Annotated in this window: 13 protein-coding genes and 1 pseudogene; 5 read left to right on the top strand and 9 right to left on the bottom strand. The window is 69.9% G+C overall.

What is annotated here, in order from left to right:
• Positions 1-253: 253 nt before the first annotated feature.
• A pseudogene (locus L0C25_RS22765) lies at positions 254-1,225 on the top strand (RNA polymerase sigma factor); the annotation flags it as partial.
• A 108-nt stretch (positions 1,226-1,333) separates the two neighbouring features.
• On the opposite strand, the gene L0C25_RS22760 reads toward L0C25_RS22765, so the two are convergent.
• From L0C25_RS22760 to L0C25_RS22750, 3 genes are read right to left on the bottom strand one after another with little or no spacing between them, the layout of a single operon-like run.
• A complete protein-coding gene (locus L0C25_RS22760; RefSeq protein ID WP_271634089.1) occupies positions 1,334-2,575 on the bottom strand; it encodes an MFS transporter in 1,242 nt (413 codons plus the stop codon).
• A complete protein-coding gene (locus L0C25_RS22755; protein WP_271634088.1) occupies positions 2,572-3,642 on the bottom strand; it encodes a MerR family transcriptional regulator in 1,071 nt (356 codons plus the stop codon). Before L0C25_RS22755 ends, L0C25_RS22760 begins: the two co-directional genes overlap by 4 nt.
• Positions 3,643-3,688: 46 nt before the next feature.
• Entirely contained in the window at positions 3,689-4,036 is a 348-nt protein-coding gene (locus L0C25_RS22750) for a cupin domain-containing protein (protein ID WP_271634087.1), read from the bottom strand.
• A 104-nt stretch (positions 4,037-4,140) separates the two neighbouring features.
• Between L0C25_RS22750 and L0C25_RS22745 the strand changes: the two genes are divergently transcribed.
• Positions 4,141-4,707 carry a HEAT repeat domain-containing protein gene (locus L0C25_RS22745; protein ID WP_271634086.1) on the top strand — a complete coding sequence of 189 codons (567 nt, stop codon included), beginning with the start codon at positions 4,141-4,143 and terminating at the stop codon, positions 4,705-4,707.
• Here the strand turns inward: L0C25_RS22745 and L0C25_RS22740 are convergent.
• The gene (locus L0C25_RS22740; protein ID WP_271634085.1) at positions 4,694-5,170 is read right to left on the bottom strand and encodes a DUF456 domain-containing protein; all 477 of its coding nucleotides are present in this window, start codon (positions 5,168-5,170) and stop codon (positions 4,694-4,696) included. The two genes, L0C25_RS22745 and L0C25_RS22740, sit on opposite strands and share 14 nt — an antisense overlap.
• Positions 5,171-5,224: 54 nt before the next feature.
• Positions 5,225-5,455, bottom strand: a complete 231-nt coding sequence (locus L0C25_RS22735; protein ID WP_271634084.1) for a DUF7455 domain-containing protein — start codon at positions 5,453-5,455, stop codon at positions 5,225-5,227.
• A gap of 212 nt (positions 5,456-5,667) precedes the next feature.
• On the opposite strand from L0C25_RS22735, the gene L0C25_RS22730 reads away from it, so the two are divergent.
• The gene (locus L0C25_RS22730; protein WP_271636885.1) at positions 5,668-7,764 is read left to right on the top strand and encodes a DNA gyrase/topoisomerase IV subunit B; all 2,097 of its coding nucleotides are present in this window, start codon (positions 5,668-5,670) and stop codon (positions 7,762-7,764) included.
• A gap of 93 nt (positions 7,765-7,857) precedes the next feature.
• Here L0C25_RS22730 and L0C25_RS22725 read toward each other — a convergent pair whose 3' ends face one another.
• Positions 7,858-8,538, bottom strand: coding sequence for a pyridoxamine 5'-phosphate oxidase family protein (locus tag L0C25_RS22725; protein ID WP_271634083.1), 681 nt, complete (start codon positions 8,536-8,538; stop codon positions 7,858-7,860).
• Positions 8,539-8,595: 57 nt separating this feature from the next.
• On the opposite strand from L0C25_RS22725, the gene pdxR reads away from it, so the two are divergent.
• Entirely contained in the window at positions 8,596-9,990 is a 1,395-nt protein-coding gene (gene pdxR / locus L0C25_RS22720; RefSeq protein WP_271634081.1) for a MocR-like pyridoxine biosynthesis transcription factor PdxR, read from the top strand.
• Positions 9,987-10,400: an ASCH domain-containing protein gene (locus L0C25_RS22715; protein ID WP_271634080.1), complete on the top strand. Its 414-nt coding sequence runs from the start codon at positions 9,987-9,989 to the stop codon at positions 10,398-10,400. The genes pdxR and L0C25_RS22715 overlap by 4 nt, the downstream gene beginning before the upstream one ends.
• 366 nt (positions 10,401-10,766) lie before the next feature.
• Here the strand turns inward: L0C25_RS22715 and L0C25_RS22710 are convergent, their stop codons facing one another.
• The 3 genes from L0C25_RS22710 to L0C25_RS22700 are packed head-to-tail and all read right to left on the bottom strand — an operon-like array spanning position 10,767 to position 15,845.
• Positions 10,767-12,614, bottom strand: coding sequence for an MFS transporter (locus tag L0C25_RS22710; RefSeq protein ID WP_271634079.1), 1,848 nt, complete (start codon positions 12,612-12,614; stop codon positions 10,767-10,769).
• Between the two features lie 29 nt (positions 12,615-12,643).
• Positions 12,644-13,339: an LppX_LprAFG lipoprotein gene (locus tag L0C25_RS22705; RefSeq protein ID WP_271634078.1), complete on the bottom strand. Its 696-nt coding sequence runs from the start codon at positions 13,337-13,339 to the stop codon at positions 12,644-12,646.
• A 49-nt stretch (positions 13,340-13,388) separates the two neighbouring features.
• Positions 13,389-15,845 carry a DNA gyrase/topoisomerase IV subunit A gene (locus tag L0C25_RS22700; RefSeq protein ID WP_271634077.1) on the bottom strand — a complete coding sequence of 819 codons (2,457 nt, stop codon included), beginning with the start codon at positions 15,843-15,845 and terminating at the stop codon, positions 13,389-13,391.
• Positions 15,846-15,960 lie beyond the last annotated feature (115 nt).

Raw genomic sequence — 15,960 nt, 5'->3', positions numbered from 1 at the left:
CGCCGCGAGCAGCCGGGCGACCGTCACCGCGTCGACCAAGAAGGCCGCGAAGAAGAAGCCCGCAGCCAAGAAGGCCGCGAAGCCGACGGCGAAGAAGGCCGCTGCCAAGAAGACGGCGGGCAAGGCGACGACGACGGCCGAGGCCGTCACGAAGGTCGACAAGTCGGGCAAGAAGGTGCTGGCCGACATCCCCGACGAGGAGTTCGAGAAGGACCTCGCCAACGACCCGACGCTCAAGGAGGACGAGAAGCAGGGCTTCACGCTCTCCACGACCGATGACACAGACGAGCCGGAGCAGCAGGTCACGGTCGCCGGCGCGACCGCCGACCCGGTCAAGGACTACCTGAAGCAGATCGGCAAGGTATCCCTGCTCAACGCGGCGCAGGAGGTCGAGCTCGCCAAGCGGATCGAGGCGGGTCTGTTCAGCGAGGAGAAGCTCGCCTCGGGCGACAAGATCTCGGCGAAGCTGACCGAAGAGCTCGAGTGGATCACCGTCGACGGCAAGCGCGCGAAGAACCACCTGCTGGAGGCGAACCTGCGGCTCGTCGTCTCGCTCGCGAAGCGTTACACCGGTCGCGGCATGCTGTTCCTCGATCTGATCCAGGAGGGCAACCTCGGTCTGATCCGCGCGGTCGAGAAGTTCGATTACACCAAGGGCTACAAGTTCTCGACGTACGCCACCTGGTGGATCCGGCAGGCGATCACCCGCGCGATGGCCGACCAGGCGCGCACCATCCGTATCCCGGTGCACATGGTCGAGGTCATCAACAAGCTCGCCCGGGTGCAGCGCCAGATGCTGCAGGACCTCGGTCGCGAGCCCACCCCCGAGGAACTCGCCGTCGAGCTCGACATGACCCCCGAGAAGGTCGTCGAGGTACAGAAGTACGGCCGCGAGCCGATCAGCCTGCACACCCCGCTCGGCGAGGACGGCGATTCCGAGTTCGGCGACCTGATCGAGGACTCCGAGGCGATCGTGCCGGCCGACGCCGTGTCGTTCACGCTGCTGCAGGAGCAGCTGCACGCGGTACTCGACACGCTCAGCGAACGCGAGGCGGGCGTCGTCTCGATGCGCTTCGGTCTGACCGATGGCCAGCCCAAGACCCTCGACGAGATCGGTAAGGTCTACGGCGTCACGCGCGAGCGGATCCGCCAGATCGAGTCGAAGACGATGAGCAAGTTGCGCCACCCGTCGCGCTCACAGGTGCTGCGCGACTACCTCGACTGAGCCTGCGCAGTTTCTACGGCCCGGACTGGTCAGACCCGCCCGGTGTCGCGTGTCGAGTCGCCGCCACCGGGCGGGTCTACCCGGTTCAACGACGATCCGTGCCCGAGGTTATCCGGCGCCGCCGTCGAGGCGTGCCGAGCGCAACGCCGGGTTCGCCGTCACGACCGCGGCGGCCAGCAGCGTGCCGACGGCGACCAGCACCATCGACCGGGTGGCGTGACCACCGCTCGCGATCGCACCGAGGGCATTGTTGGTCACCACCATCGGCGCGACCTGCACCAGCCCACTGAGCGCCTGGAACCGCGCGAGCATTCCCTTCGGGGTGCGTAGTACGTACAGCGGCATCGCATGCGTCGTGAAGACGGCAGTTCCGAGACCCATCACGACCGCCCCGGCGTACGCCGCGGCGAGGCTCTCTGCGAACGCGACGGTCAACACCCCGGCCGCTGTGAGCAAGGGTCCGCCGACGAGCGGACCGAATGCCTTCGTCCGGGTTCCGAACCGGGCGACCAGCACGGTGATGCTCAACGTACCGACGATCCAGCACGTCTCGACGACGCCCGTCGCACCCGCGCTCCAGCCCCGCTCGCGCGCCGCAAGGGGTACGCACAGGCTGAGCATCGGGATCACCCCGGCGGCGAAGAGCCCGATCGCGGCGAGTATCGCGACGACGCCCGGCAGGCGTCGTGCGGCGGCGAGGGCGGCTCGAACCCGGTCGTACGTCGAGCCCTGGTCCGGTACGTCGTCGCGCCGCTCGTTCGGAGGTCGCACCGACGCGAGGACGACGAGGATGATCAGGCATCCGGCGAGGTTCCATCCGACGGCGCCGGACATGCCGGCGGCGGCGACGACGAGTCCACCGAGGGGCGGGCCGACCAGCCGGGCGATCTGCAGCAGGCTGCTCGTCACCGACATCGTGCGGGCGAGCGTGTCGTCGTCGGCGAACAGCCGCGGAAACGCCCCGGCAGCGGGCATCCGGAACGCGCTGGTGGTGCCGATCGCGACCGCGAGCGTCGCGAGGAGCAGGGCCGTCGAGGCGGAGGTCCGGTCCGCGGCGAGATACCCGGCGAGCACACCGGCGAGGACGAGGTCGCAGCCGATCATGGTCCGGCGTAAGCCCCAGCGGTCACCGGCCGCGCCGCCGACGAGCAACAACAACGTACGCGGCAGCACGACCAAGGTCATTGCGAGACCGGCGAATCCGCTGCCGATCCCCGTCGCCGTCCAGCCGATCGCGAAGTAGAGGATCCCGTCGCCGGCGGCGGCCAACGTACTCGCGGACAGCCATGCCGCGAACCCGCGGGTGAGCACCGGCCGCGTTCTGCCGGCCGGCTCCGTACTCGCGGTCACGCCGTCGGCTCCAGCTTCATCGGCATCACGAGCGCGAGGAACCGGCGCTGTTCCGCCGAACCGAGCCGTACCGCTCGGTCGGCCGCGTCGTACGCCAGCGTGACGTCCGTTCCGACCATCGCGTTCAGCGCCGTGCCGAGCAGCGTGGGGGAGAAGCCCAGCTCGACGGGCGCACCGGACGTCGTCGCCTCGAGGCGTACGCCCTCGGCGCTGCCGTGTGGCTGAACCGTGACCCGGTCGGTGCCGACGCGTACGACGAGTGCCGTGGACTCGGCAGGGGCCAGCGCCGCGAGCAGCGAGGACCGGTCGAGAGTTGCGCGGCCGCCGTGGGCGGCGACCCCGTCGACGATCAGCCGATACGCCGGGAATCGGTCGACCTCGAGGCCGACGTCCGACGAGCCGCCGCCTTCGTCGGTGAGCCGCAGCCGGCCGTCTGCCTCCGTCAGTCGTACGACCTCGCGGCGCGCCAGCCAGGTCGCGACGTCGGCGACCCGGGAGCGGGCGACGACGAAGCGGCGCGGGTCGCCGTCGTGATCCGCGAGCGGGACGTCCCAGCACGCCAGCCAGTAGCGGTCGGTGGCGACGACCGAAAGGGTGTCGTCATGGATATCCAACGCGACCACGCCGAGCGGTGAGTCCGGCTCGCCGCTCGCCGCGGGTACGACGCGTCTCAGCGCGGCGGCGAGCTCCGCGGCATCCGCCAGCACCGAGACCGGCTTGGCCGTGGCCGATTCGGCCCGCAGGCTCGCGATCACATCGGCAACGGCGCTCTGGGCGCGTTGCGCGGACTCGTTCGCGCGTTCCGCGAACCCCTGCAGGAGGTGGGCAGCGTCGTCGACCGGACCGTCGAGTACCGATCGCATGGTCTCGATCGGCACGCCGACATCGCGCATCCGCCGGATCATGTGGGCGCGCCGCTCGAGCTCGGGAGTGTAGTAGCGGTATCCGGTGTTCGCGTCGACCTCGGTCGGTGCCAGCAGCTCGGCCTCGTCGTAGTAACGGAGCGTGCCGGGCGCGAGGTCGACGGCGCGCGCGAATGCGCTGATCGTCAGAAGTGGTTCGGTCACCTGGCTGAGTCTGTGGTTTCCAGCCGCTCGAAGGTCAAGGGCCGGGTCAGACGCGCTTGACCGCAGTCAGGAGGACGGCCGAGTCGAGCAGCGCATCGAGGCTGTGTCGCGCGTCCGGAACGGAGAGCAGGTCTCCGTTGCGGCCCTCCCAGGACTCGTCTCCCGCCTCAAGTCGCACCGCGCCCTCGAGTACGAGCAGCGTCGCCTCGCCGGGATTCTCGTGCTCGGCCAGTGTCGTGCCTGCCGTCATGGCGATGACGGTCTGGGTCAGATGCGAGTCGGGCCCACCGGTCAGCTTGTGTGCCGCACGGCCACTGTGCGCTCCCTGTGCCGTCGTACGCAGCTCGCGCAAGGTCTCGTGGAGATTCGCCGTGGCTTCGACGTCTGTGGTCATGTGCACTCCCTGCCGGCGCCCGATGGGTCTGCTCCCTTCCAACGTAGGTCATTGCGACGGAGTGCGCCCAGTGGTCGGGCGTGCTCCGTGTCTACGCTGGTCTTGTGCGACCCGAGCCCCGCGATCTGTACGCGCGCCCCGAAGTGCTCGTGGCGGAGGCGGTCGACGACTACGGCATCCACACCGTGATCGACACCTGCCTGGCGTTGATCGAGGGTCACGACGACTACGACCTTCTCGCGATGCCGCTGACGTACCTCGGAGGTGCGGCGGCGCGGGGCAAGCTCGACCGCGGCGAGCTCGTGTCGCGCGGGCAGGACTACTGGCCGCGCACGTGGGGCGTACGAGGACTCGGCCACGCCTGGCTGCCGTACGCCGCGGACGGCGTCGTGGCCGCGCTGGCGGATCCGCACTGGCGAGTACGCGAGTCGGCCGCCAAGATCGTGCTGCGCCATGGCATCCGCGACGCGGCGCCGGCGCTGGTCGCGCTCATCGGCGACGGGGAGCCGCGGGTGCAGGTGGCGGCGATCCGCGCGAGCGCGTCGGTCGGAGGCGCGCGTCATCTGGACGCGCTCGCGTCGCTCGGGGCGGACGACCGTGCCGTGGGCGTCGCGCGAAGCGCCGCCGTACGCGAGCTGCGCCGGAAGGTCGTCGGCCCTACATCCGGGTGACGGCGACCACCCACACGCCCGCCGCGAGGAGTGCACCCGTGAGCTCCACGAGCAGCGACAGGCCGACCGCCTTCGTCGCCGCGACGGTGGCCCGCCATGCGGCACGGCGATCGCGGGTGCGTACGTGCTCCGCGAGATACGTGCCGGTGACGAACCCGATCGGCAGACCGACGAGGGGAATCACGAAGAAGCCGACGATTCCCGCGATGCCGCCCTGGATGATCGACCGCGTAGGTACCGCCGCCGCCCGAAGGCGTCGGTGCGGCCAGACGTACTTCACCAACGTGGCAAGGCCGATCAGGGCCGCAGCGGTGCCGAGCACGACGTAGCCGGTCGCCGTGGCGGTCGTGAACGCCCAGACCGCGATCGCACCGAGCACGAGCAGGCTGCCGGGCATGATCGGGACGACGATGCCGACCAGGCCGACGAGGATCGCGAGCGCGACGAGGATCTCGGTCGTCATTGCATACGTCAGGACCCCGGACGCGTGCGTCCGGGGTCCCGTCGGGTTGGTCGGTCAGCGTTCGTCGTCGGGGGCTACTTCCGGGACTTCGGCAAGACGTCCCGTCTCATCGTGGATCGAGACGGCGATCTTGCGGAGTTGCTCGTCGTGCTCGCGTGCGTGGTGCGCGCAGAACAACAGCTCGCCGCCGTTGCCGAGCTCGGCGCGTACGTACGCCTGTGCTCCGCAACGGTCGCATCGGTCGGCTGCGCTGAGGGCAGCACCGGTGGCTACAGCAGTCGTCACGTCTGACCTCTTCTCGTCTCGATCGGCGTTACCTGTACCAACATCCAACCATGTGTCGGTGTTCCCACCATGTCCGCGGTGTGAGCACCGTCGCGTCGGATGCGGGCACCAGCCGAGTTCTCCACGCCCCAAGTGTGACGTGTGGACGGCAGGAACCGAAGCCGTATCGCCGATCCCGCGTGTCGGGCGACCCCGTCGGTGCAGGGGGGTAGATTCGGGTTCGCAGTCCAGACCCGCACAGGAGTACTCCCATAGACACCACGTACAACGCCCGCAACCTGCTCGTCCTCGAGGGCCTCGAGGCCGTCCGCAAGCGGCCCGGTATGTACATCGGCTCGACCGACACCCGCGGGCTCATGCACTGCCTGTGGGAGATCATCGACAATGCCGTCGACGAGGCCCTCGCCGGCGCTTGTGACCAGATTCACGTCGTCCTGTACGCCGACGGCTCGGCCGAGGTGCGCGACAACGGCCGCGGCATCCCGGTCGACAAGGAGCCGAAGACCGGCCTGAGCGGGGTCGAGGTCGTCTTCACCAAGCTGCACGCGGGCGGCAAGTTCGGCGGCGGCTCGTACGTCGCGACCGGCGGGCTGCACGGCGTCGGCGCCTCGGTCGTCAACGCGCTGTCGTCGCGCCTCGACGTCGAGGTCGACAAGAGCTCCGCGACCTGGGCGATGTCGTTCCGCCGCGGCGCACCCGGCGAGTTCGCGGGCGACGGGCCGGACGCGTCGTTCGCGGCGGCGGGCGGCGTGCGCAAGGTCCGGCGGGTCAAGAAGACCGTCACCGGCAGTCGCATTCGCTACTGGCCCGATCCCCAGATCTTCATCAAGGGCGCCCGCTTCAGCTACGACGAGCTCGTGACCCGCGCCCGCCAGACGTCGTTCCTGGTGCCCGGCCTCGAGATTGTGATCCGCGACGAGCGCGGCGACGAGGTGCGCGAGGAACGTTTCCGTCACGACGGCGGCATCACCGAGTTCTGCGACTACCTCGCCGACGACGAGCCGGTCACCGACATCCTGCGCCTGCAAGGCACCGAGACGTTCAACGAGACCGTTCCGGTGCTCGACGACAAGGGCCACATGCAGCCGCAAGACGTCGAGCGCGACCTGGGTGTCGACATCGCGGTCCGCTGGGGCACCGGCTACGAGGCAGAGGTGCGTTCGTTCGTGAACATCATCGCGACTCCCAAAGGCGGCACCCACGTCGCCGGGTTCGAGCGGGCGCTGACGAAGACGTTCAACGAGGTGCTGCGCTCGACCCGGCTGCTGAAGAACGGCGACGCCGACATCGTGAAGGACGACGTGCTCGAGGGGCTCACCGCCGTGGTGACCGTGCGTCTCGCGGAGCCGCAGTTCGAGGGGCAGACCAAGGAGGTGCTCGGCACCCCGCCGGTCACCCGCATCGTGAACCGGATCGTGTCCCGCGAGCTGAAGGCCTTCCTCACGTCGAACAAGTCGGCGCAGCGGCCGAAGGCACGGCAGGTGATGGAGAAGGTGGTCGCGGCCTCGCGTACACGGGTGCTCGCGCGCCAGCAGCGCGACACACAACGGCGCAAGAACGCGCTCGAGTCCAGCGCGTTGCCCGCGAAGCTCGCCGACTGCCGTAGCAACGACGTCGACCGCTCGGAGCTGTTCATCGTCGAGGGCGACTCCGCGCTCGGCACGGCGAAGTCCGCGCGCAACTCGGAGTTCCAGGCCCTGCTGCCGATCCGGGGCAAGATCTTGAACGTGCAGAAGGCGTCGGTGGGCGACATGCTCAAGAACGCCGAGTGCGCCTCCATCATCCAGGTCGTCGGCGCGGGCTCCGGGCGTACGTTCGACATCGACACTGCGCGGTACGGCCGAATCATCTTCATGGCCGACGCCGACTCCGATGGCGCGCACATCCGTTGCCTGCTTGCGACGTTGTTCTTCCGCTACATGCGGCCGTTGGTCGACGCGGGGCGGATCTTCACCGCGGTACCGCCGCTGCACCGCATCGAGCTGACCAACCCGAAGAAGGGCATGGAGAAGTACGTCTATACGTACTCCGACCCCGAGCTGCAGCGCAAGCTCGCCGAGCTGACCAAGAAGAACGTGCGCTGGAAGGAGCCGGTGCAGCGTTACAAGGGCCTCGGTGAGATGGATGCGTCGCAGCTGGCCGAGACGACGATGGATCCGCGGCGGCGTACGTTGCGGCGCCTGACGGTCGACGACGGCGAGGCCGCGAGCGGGGTTTTCGAGCTGTTGATGGGCAACGACGTCGCGCCACGCAAGGAGTTTCTCGTCCAGGGCGCGTACGAGCTGGACGCCGACCGCATCGACGCCTGAGCCGCGCCGGGCCGCGCTGAGCCGCACGTTTCGGCCGTGCCGGAACGGTCCGGAACGGCACAAACGTGCGGCTCACCGGGCATTGGGCCCGGGTCAGTCCCGTTTCCGGACCAGCGCTCGTACGTGCTGCGGCACCTCGAGCTCGGGCGGGCAGTCGGGGTTCGTGATCGGGGCGCCGGGTACGACGGTCAGGGGGACGATCCCCGCCCAGGTGTCGCCGGCCTCGACGTCGAACGCCTCGTCGTTGGCGCCACCCGCACGTGCCTTGACCGACGCCTCGTGCAGCGAGACGGCGAGCACGGTCGTCGCGGCGAGATCCTTGCGGGTCGGCGGCCTGAGGGTTTCGGCCCGACCGGGCACGAGGTGGTCGATGATCAGGTCGAGCGCGCGGTCGCGCTCGGCCGGCTCGTCGACCGGCCGGGGATTGCCGAGGACGACGGCGCTGCGGTAGTTGACCGAGTGGTGGAAGCCCGACCGTGCGAGCACCAGCCCGTCGACGAGCGTGATCGTCAGGCAGACGGTCTGGTCGGGGGCGTCGACGAGACTGCGTGATGCCACCGAGCCGTGGAAGTACAGCGTGCCATCGAGATCCGGACCGTCGGGGTCGTACGCGAACACGGTCGGCAGTACTCGCGGAGCTGCGTCGATGACGACCCCGAGATGGGCGACCATCCCGGAGTCGAGTACGTCGTACAGGGCCGAGCGCTCGGACTCCGCGCGCTCGTGGCTGCGGATGACGCGCGTACGCGCCGTCGGGGAGAGAGTCGCGGTCATGAGTCGATTGTCGACAATGATTGGTATGTTGGCACGAGCCAATCCTGGTGGAGTTCTATGAGCCAATCGAGCCTGCACGCGCTCGCGTTGCGGGTCGACCGCGACGCGAGCCTCCGGCTTCCCGCGCAGCTCGCCGAGCAGATCCGCACCCGCGTACGCGATGGCGTGCTCGGCGGCGGAGCGCGGTTGCCCAGCACCCGGGCGGTCGCGACCGCGGTCGGCGTCTCGCGTGCGGTGGCGAGCGCGGCGTACGAGCAGCTGGTCGCCGAGGGCTGGCTGGAGTCGCGGACGGGCGCGGGCACGTACGTCCGCCGGGTCGACGTCCCGGAGGTGCGCGCCGACCGGACGGCGACGGTCTCGCGGACCGACGAGGCGCCCGTCGTCGACCTGCGTCCCGGCGAACCGTGGACACCCGGTGTCGCGAGCGCGGCGTGGCGGCGCGCCTGGCGCGAGGTGGCGCATGCGCCGCCGCCCGCCGGCTATCCCGATCCGCGTGGTCTGCCCGAGCTACGCGAGGCCGTCGCGGCACATGTCACGCGTACCAGGGGACTCCCGTGTACGGCGGAGCGGGTGATGATCACCAGCGGTACGACGCACGGCCTGACGCTGCTGCTGCACGGCCGGCGAGGGTCCGGTGCGGCGATCGCCGTCGAGGATCCCGGGTACCGGGCCGCTGCGCAGGTGGCCGTCGCGAGCGGATGGACGGTCTGGGACGCGCCCGTCGACGCGTTCGGCCTCGACCCGGCGGCGCTCGCCGACGCGCCGGAGTCGGTCGCCGCCGTGTACGCGACGCCGTCGCACCAGTATCCGCTCGGGGTTCTGATGCCCATCGACCGACGTGTCGAGCTGCTGGCCTGGGCGCGTGCACGGGACGCGCTGGTCATCGAGGACGACTACGACTCCGAGTTCCGGTACGACGTCGCGCCGCTGCCGACCCTCGCCGATCTCGACCCTCGACGGGTCGTCTACCTCGGCACCGTGTCGAAGACGATCGGAGCGGGAGTCCGCATGGGGTGGCTGGTCGCCGAGCCTGCCGTCGTCGAGCGGCTCGCGCAGGCTCGTGAGGTGCTGCACGACTTTCCGCCGTGGCCGATCCAGCGGGCGATCCTGTCGCTGCTACGCGATGGCGAGTGGGACCGGTTCGTACGTGCCGCACGCCGCCGGTACGCCCGGCGCGACCGGCTCGTCGAGCGGACCCTGGCACCGTATGGCCGGCTCAGCGGCGTCGGTGCGGGCATCCACACCACCCTGCTGCTCGACGGCGAGACCGCCGCAGCGGTCGCCGCGGACGCGGCCCGCAATGGAGTATCGGTGGCGACGGTAGCGGAGTCGGCGCGCGGGCGTACGGATGTCGCCGGCCTGGTGATCGGCTACGGCAACGTGTCCGACGACGCGCTGCAACTCGCGATCCGGCAGGTCGAGTCGAGCCTGCGACGTACGCTGTCCGGATGACTGATTCGCTCCCGCCCTTCGATCTCGGCGAACCCGGGCCGATGCGCGAACGGCTCGTCGAGGCCGTGCTCGCGGGGCGCAAGACCGCGACGAGCTCCCTGCGCGTCTACTACGACATGGACAATGCGTGGCTGCCACGGGTCGGGAACCGGTTCAGCCTGGTCAACAGCGCGCGCGACCAGCTCGGCACGGTCGAGACGACGCGCGTCGACGTACTCCGGCTCGCGGACGTCACCGACGACGTGGCCAGGGCTGAGGGCGAAGGGTTCGGTTCCGCCGCCGACTGGCGTGCTGCGCACCTCGCGTACTGGGACCAGTATCGCGAGCAGGTGCGTACATTCCTCGGCGACCCGGGCTGGACGATCGGCGACGGCACCGAGGTCGTTGTCGAGTACTTCCAGCTCATCTGAACGCTGCACAGTGCGTGTGTCGGGCGAGAACCCGCAAGCGTGCACGCATGCATGGCGAGAACACCAAGGTGAGGAGGATCGGGGTCAGGTACGAGCGTGTACTGAACGGGGCGGTCACCGAGGCAAGTCCGAGATGTGGTCTGAAACCGCGGAGTGGCCACGAGGGGAGTCGCGACGAGTCGCGAATTCGGATCACATCTCGCGGAGACGGTCGGTCGCACGAGCGCGCCGGCCCAAGGCCGTACGCGACTGTGCGAGAACTCTGGCGGCCGCCTGGGGCGATCTACGAGTTCACCCCAGGCTTCTCGGCGCTTTCGGCGGTGCGGGATCGACGACTCGGCAGTGCGGGGTCGACGACTCGGCGGGTCAGGGGGTGCGGATCGCCTCGGCGACCGAGACCGCGCGCGTACCGGCGCCGCGGAACACGAACGCCGCGGCGACCCCCGCGACGGCCGCGCACAGGGCCGCACCGAGGAAGACCGCATCGAGCTGGGCGAGTCCCGCATCGATGAGTCTGTTGTTGTACGCGTCGCAGCTCGGCTCGCCGTCGGGACAGAGTCGGGACGCGGGCGGAATGTCGTCGCTGACCGCGTAGAAGCGGCGGAGCCCGACTGTTGTCAGCGCGGAGATCCCGACCAGCATGCCGACCATCCTGGCCACGACCAGCAGGGCGCTCGCGACGCCATGCACATCCGACCGAGTGCTCGCGAGCAGAGCCGCGTTCACCGGCGCGATCGCCGCGCCGAATCCCAGCCCCGCAAGGACGAGCGGCACACTCACCGACCAGTGGTCGAGAGCGTCGCGGCCCCACGTGGCCATCCAGCAGAACGAACCGGCGGCGACGAGCATCGCCACGAGGGTGAGGACTCCGGCGCTGGTACGCCGGGTGAGCCAGCCGCCGAGCACCGCCCCGATCGGCAGCGCGATCAGGAAGCGGAGCAGCACCAGCGCGGCGTCGAGCTGGGAGTCCTGGTACGCCGTGAGCCGCGCGAAGAACGGGATGTCGACGAGCGCCGCGATCAGCGCGGCGCCGGTGAAGAAGGAGACGACGATCGCTCCCCACGCCGCCGTGGCCGACACCGCGGCACCGGGTACGAGCGGATGCCGAGCACGGCGCTGACGCCAGGCGAACAGCCCGAGACACACCGCGGACAACGGAAGCAGCCACCACGCGGCGTCGGAGATCGCCGAGTGCTCCGGATCCGCCGAAGCGAACGCCACGATCACGCCGCCGAGCGCCAGTGCGAGCAGCACAGCGCCCCAGACGTCCGTACGACGAGCGATCGAACCCCACGTACGGAACGACACGAGCGGTCGCCGGGCCACCAGCTCCCACAGCACGAACGCCGCGACGAGCGCGTAGAACCCGAACGCGATGCGCGTGCCCCAGGGCGAGTCTCCGATGACGGAGAAGAACGCCGGCCCGTACCGGAGATCGGTGACCAGCTCGTCGGGCCGCATCATCAGCAGCACCATGCAGACGAGCGCGGCAAGCGCCAGCACGATGCCGATCACGTCGGGCATCCCACGCCGCACGGACGCAGCCGGCTCGCGCGCGCCCCGTCGCAGGGTCAGGACGGCCGCGCACAGCACGAGCCCCACGGCCGTGTTCAACCAGAAGATCGCCCGCCAGTCAGCGAGCGCGAGCACCACGGCGCCGTACAGCGGACCGAGTACGCTGCCCAGCTCCTGCACGGCTCCGACGATCCCGAGCGGCAGCCCGCGGCGCTCCGCGGGCCAGAGGTCGGCGACGAGGGCGAGGGTCGCGGGTACGAGACCGCCGCCACCGATGCCCTGGGTCAGCCGCCCCGCGACCATGCTGTCGAGGTCGTACGCCGCCGCGGTCACGATCGAGCCGACCGCGAACACCACCAGTGACCCGATCAGCACCGGAGTACGCCCGCGCAGGTCGGCGATGCGCCCGATCAGCGGCAGGATCGCGACGTACCCGAGGAGGAAGCCGGATACGATCGGCGCCGCGCGCTGCAGCTCCTCGACGCTCAGACCGGCGCCGGTCATCATGTCGGGCAGCGCCATCACCACGACGTAGGTGTCGGCCGCCGCGAACGCAACCGCGATGGCGGCCACCGCGAGCAGCGCACGGGCACCCGTCCCGACGGCAGCGGGGTCCTCGTCGCGCTCCGCTCCCTGGCTCACGGTGCTGGATTGCTCGCTCGGGTGCTCACTCGTGCCTCGCTCCGCTCCCTCGCTCACAGTTGAGAATCGATCGCTCGGGTGCTCGCTCACGACGGCGCGGAGATGTCGACCGACTCGTCGGACGCGGTCAGCGCGATGGTGTACGTGAGGTCGTCGGCGTCGGGGTAGAACGGTCCGCTGATCGTCGCGTCACGCAGGACGTCGTCGTCATCGACGCGGAAGCTGACGTCGAACACCGAGGAGTCGTCGACCGACGGGAACAGCGTGCTGATCGACTTGCCGGTCAGCGTGCCGTCGATCGGCGTCACCTTCGTCTCGTCGTCGAGCTCGGTCTCACCCGCCTCGACGTCCTCGAGCGAGGTGATCATCGAGGTGAGCCCGTCGTCGGTGCTGAGCAGGTCGGCCGGATCGGGCGCGTCGTACTTGCTCACGTCGAACGTCTCGTAGTCGGACTTGAACGGCAGCTTGAAGTACACCTCGCCGTCGACCGCGACGACCGGCACCTCGCCGGTGATGCCGAACGCGCGAACCTGCGCCGTGCCGTCGAACGCGGGGTCGTGCGTGCCGATGCCCTCGGCGGAGATGATGCCCTCGACGTCGGACGGAAGATCGGACGTCTCGAGGCTCAGCTCGATGCTCTCGGCGTCGTCGATGACCTTGCGTGCGGCCTCGAGCCGCTCCTGCGGGTCACCGCCGGAGCCGGAGTCGTCGCCACCGCCGCAGGCGGATATCGCCACGAGCACGAGGGTCGCAGCCGACACCGCAGAGGTACGTCTCAGCACGGGATCAGCCTCTCATGTCGGGCAAAGCGTCGTACGCCCGAGCGTTCCTTCACCCGGGGCTCGCGGGCGTCAGCTCCGCCGCCGGGCCCGAGATCGCGACGATCGGCTGCGCGGCGGGCTCACCCGAACCGTCGCGGCGTCCCTCGGGTGCCGGCAGGTCGACGGGCGAGCCGCTGCGAGCGGCCGCCATCGCGGGACCGTGGCCCGCCCAGGCGACGAGGAGCGCGCCCTCGCCCTTGAGGAATCGATGACAGCGGACGCCGCCGGTTGCGCGACCCTTGCTCGGGTACTCGGCGAACGGCGTCACCTTGACGCTGCCGGATTCGGTGCCCGGCAGTGCGTCGGGGGCGCCGGCAACCGTCGCGACGACCGAGTCGTCGCCCGGCTCGAACGCCGTGAAGGACACGACCTTGGCGCCGCCGAGCTTGACCCCGGCGACGCCCCCGCCGGACCGGCCCTGGGGACGTACGAGCGATGCGCTGAAGTGCAGCAGCTGCGCGTCGGAGGTGATGAAGCACAGCTCCTCGTCGCCGGTCGCGAGCTGTCGCGCACCGACGACGCGGTCGTCGTCCTTGAGCGAGATGACCTCCCAGGAGTCCTTGCCGAGGTACTCGTCGCGTACCCGCTTGACGACGCCGTCGCGGGTGCCGATCGCAAGACCGGGGGACTCGCCGACGAAGCTCACCAGGCAGACGACGTCGTCCGCGCGTACCGCGAGGAACTCCGGGATCGGCGCCCCGCCGCGAAGATGCGGCGCAGCCGCGGTCGACGGCAGTCCGGGCAGGTCGAGTACGTCGAGCTTGTGCAGCTCGCCCGATCGAGTGAGTACGCCGACCTCGCCGCGTGCCGTCGCGCGTACCGCGGACGTGACCGTGTCGTGCTTGGATCGTCCGCCACCGCTGGGAATCGGCGAGTCGTCGGCAGTGCGTGCGAGGAGACCGGTGGCCGACAGCAGCACCCAGCACGGGTCGTCGGCGACCTCGAGCGGTACGGCGGCGCTCACCGGCTGGCCCGCCGACTCCAGCAGCACCGTACGCCGCGGCGTACCGTGCTGCTTCGCGATCTCGGCGAGCTCGTCGGCGACGGCCTTACGCAGCAGGCCCTCGTCGTTGAGCAGTGCCTCGAGCTCCTCGATCGTCTGTCGGAGCTCGGCCTGCTCCCTCTCCAGCTCGAGGCGGGAGAACCTCGTCAGCCGACGCAACGGCATCTCGAGGATGTAGTTGGCTTGGGTCTCCGACAGGTCGAAGATCTCCATCAGCCGCATGCGCGCGGCCTGCGTATCGTCGCTGCCGCGGATCACCTGGATGACCTCGTCGATGTCGAGCAGGGCGATCAGCAGGCCGTCGACGAGGTGCAGCCGGTCGCTCGCCTTCGCCCGACGGAACTCGCTGCGCCGGCGTACGACGTCGAAGCGGTGCTGCAGGAAGACCTCCAGCATCTGCTTGAGCCCGAGGGTGCGCGGCTGGCCGTCGACGAGCGCGACGGCGTTGATGCCGAAGGAGTCCTCCATCGGCGTCAGCTTGAAGAGCTGCTCGAGCACGGCCTCGGGGTTGAAGCCGCTCTTCAGCTCGATCACCAGGTGCAGGCCCTTCTCGCCGTCGGTGAGGTTGGCGATGTCGGCGATGCCCTTGAGACGTTTCGCCTGGACGAGCGTCTTGATCCGCTCGATCACCTTCTCGGCGCCGACGTTGTAGGGCAGCTCGGTGACGACGATGCCCTTGCGCCGGGCGGTGACGCTCTCGATGCGGGTCGAGGCGCGCATCTTGAACGAGCCGCGGCCCGTCGCGTAGGCGTCGCGGATGCCGTCGAGGCCGACGATCTTGCCGCCGGTGGGGAGATCGGGCCCGGGTACGAACCGCATCAGATCGTCGAGGCCGGCGTCGGGGTGGTCGATCAGGTGCCGCAGTGCCTGGACCACCTCGATCAGGTTGTGCGGTGCGATGTTCGTCGCCATGCCGACGGCGATGCCCGACGATCCGTTGACCAGCAGGTTGGGGATCGCGGCCGGGAGCACGCTCGGCTCGAGCTCGCGGCTGTCGTAGTTTGCCCGGAAGTCGACGGTGTCCTCGTCGATCGACGCCGTCATCGCGACCGCGGCAGGGGCCATCCGGCACTCGGTGTAACGCATTGCCGCGGGCGGGTCGTCGGGCGAGCCGAAGTTGCCGTGGCCGTCGACGTGGGGGAGGCGCATCGTCCACGGCTGCACCAGGCGTACGAGCGCGTCGTAGATCGCGGTGTCGCCGTGCGGGTGGAGGCGACCCATGACCTCACCGACGACGCGCGCTGACTTCACGTGACCGCGGTCGGGCCACAGGCTCAGGTCGGCCATCGTGTACAGCGTGCGTCGCTGCACGGGTTTGAGGCCGTCGCGCGCATCGGGGATGGCGCGGGAGTAGATCACCGAGTACGCGTACTCGAGGTAGCTCTCGCGCATCTCCTCGCCGACGTCGATGTCGACGATGTGCTCGTCGAACTCGTCCGGCTGGGTGGTCGTACGTCGGGGCATGCAGTTGTCTCCGGGTCGTTCGGGGTTACCCGCATTGTCTCGCGGCGTGCCGACACGTCGCGTACCGCCACGCCGTATTCGGTCGGCTCAGACCCGGTGCAGCGGCCGGGTCGGA

It is taken from the genome of Solicola gregarius, from assembly GCF_025790165.1.
Classification (GTDB): Bacteria; Actinomycetota; Actinomycetes; order Propionibacteriales; family Nocardioidaceae; genus Solicola; species Solicola gregarius.
The sequence above is the reverse complement of the archived record's forward strand: the minus strand, read 5'-3'. Positions and strand labels throughout refer to the sequence as shown.

Bases quoted from the DNA above. Each gene is read 5' to 3' on its own strand.
- L0C25_RS22715 (WP_271634080.1), top strand. From the start codon at position 9,987: ATGACTGATTCGCTCCCGCCCTTCGATCTCGGCGAACCCGGGCCGATG.
- L0C25_RS22750 (WP_271634087.1), bottom strand. From the start codon at position 4,036: ATGACCACAGACGTCGAAGCCACGGCGAATCTCCACGAGACCTTGCGC.
- L0C25_RS22740 (WP_271634085.1), bottom strand. From the start codon at position 5,170: ATGACGACCGAGATCCTCGTCGCGCTCGCGATCCTCGTCGGCCTGGTC.
- L0C25_RS22700 (WP_271634077.1), bottom strand. From the start codon at position 15,845: ATGCCCCGACGTACGACCACCCAGCCGGACGAGTTCGACGAGCACATC.
- pdxR (WP_271634081.1), top strand. From the start codon at position 8,596: ATGAGCCAATCGAGCCTGCACGCGCTCGCGTTGCGGGTCGACCGCGAC.
- L0C25_RS22725 (WP_271634083.1), bottom strand. From the start codon at position 8,538: ATGACCGCGACTCTCTCCCCGACGGCGCGTACGCGCGTCATCCGCAGC.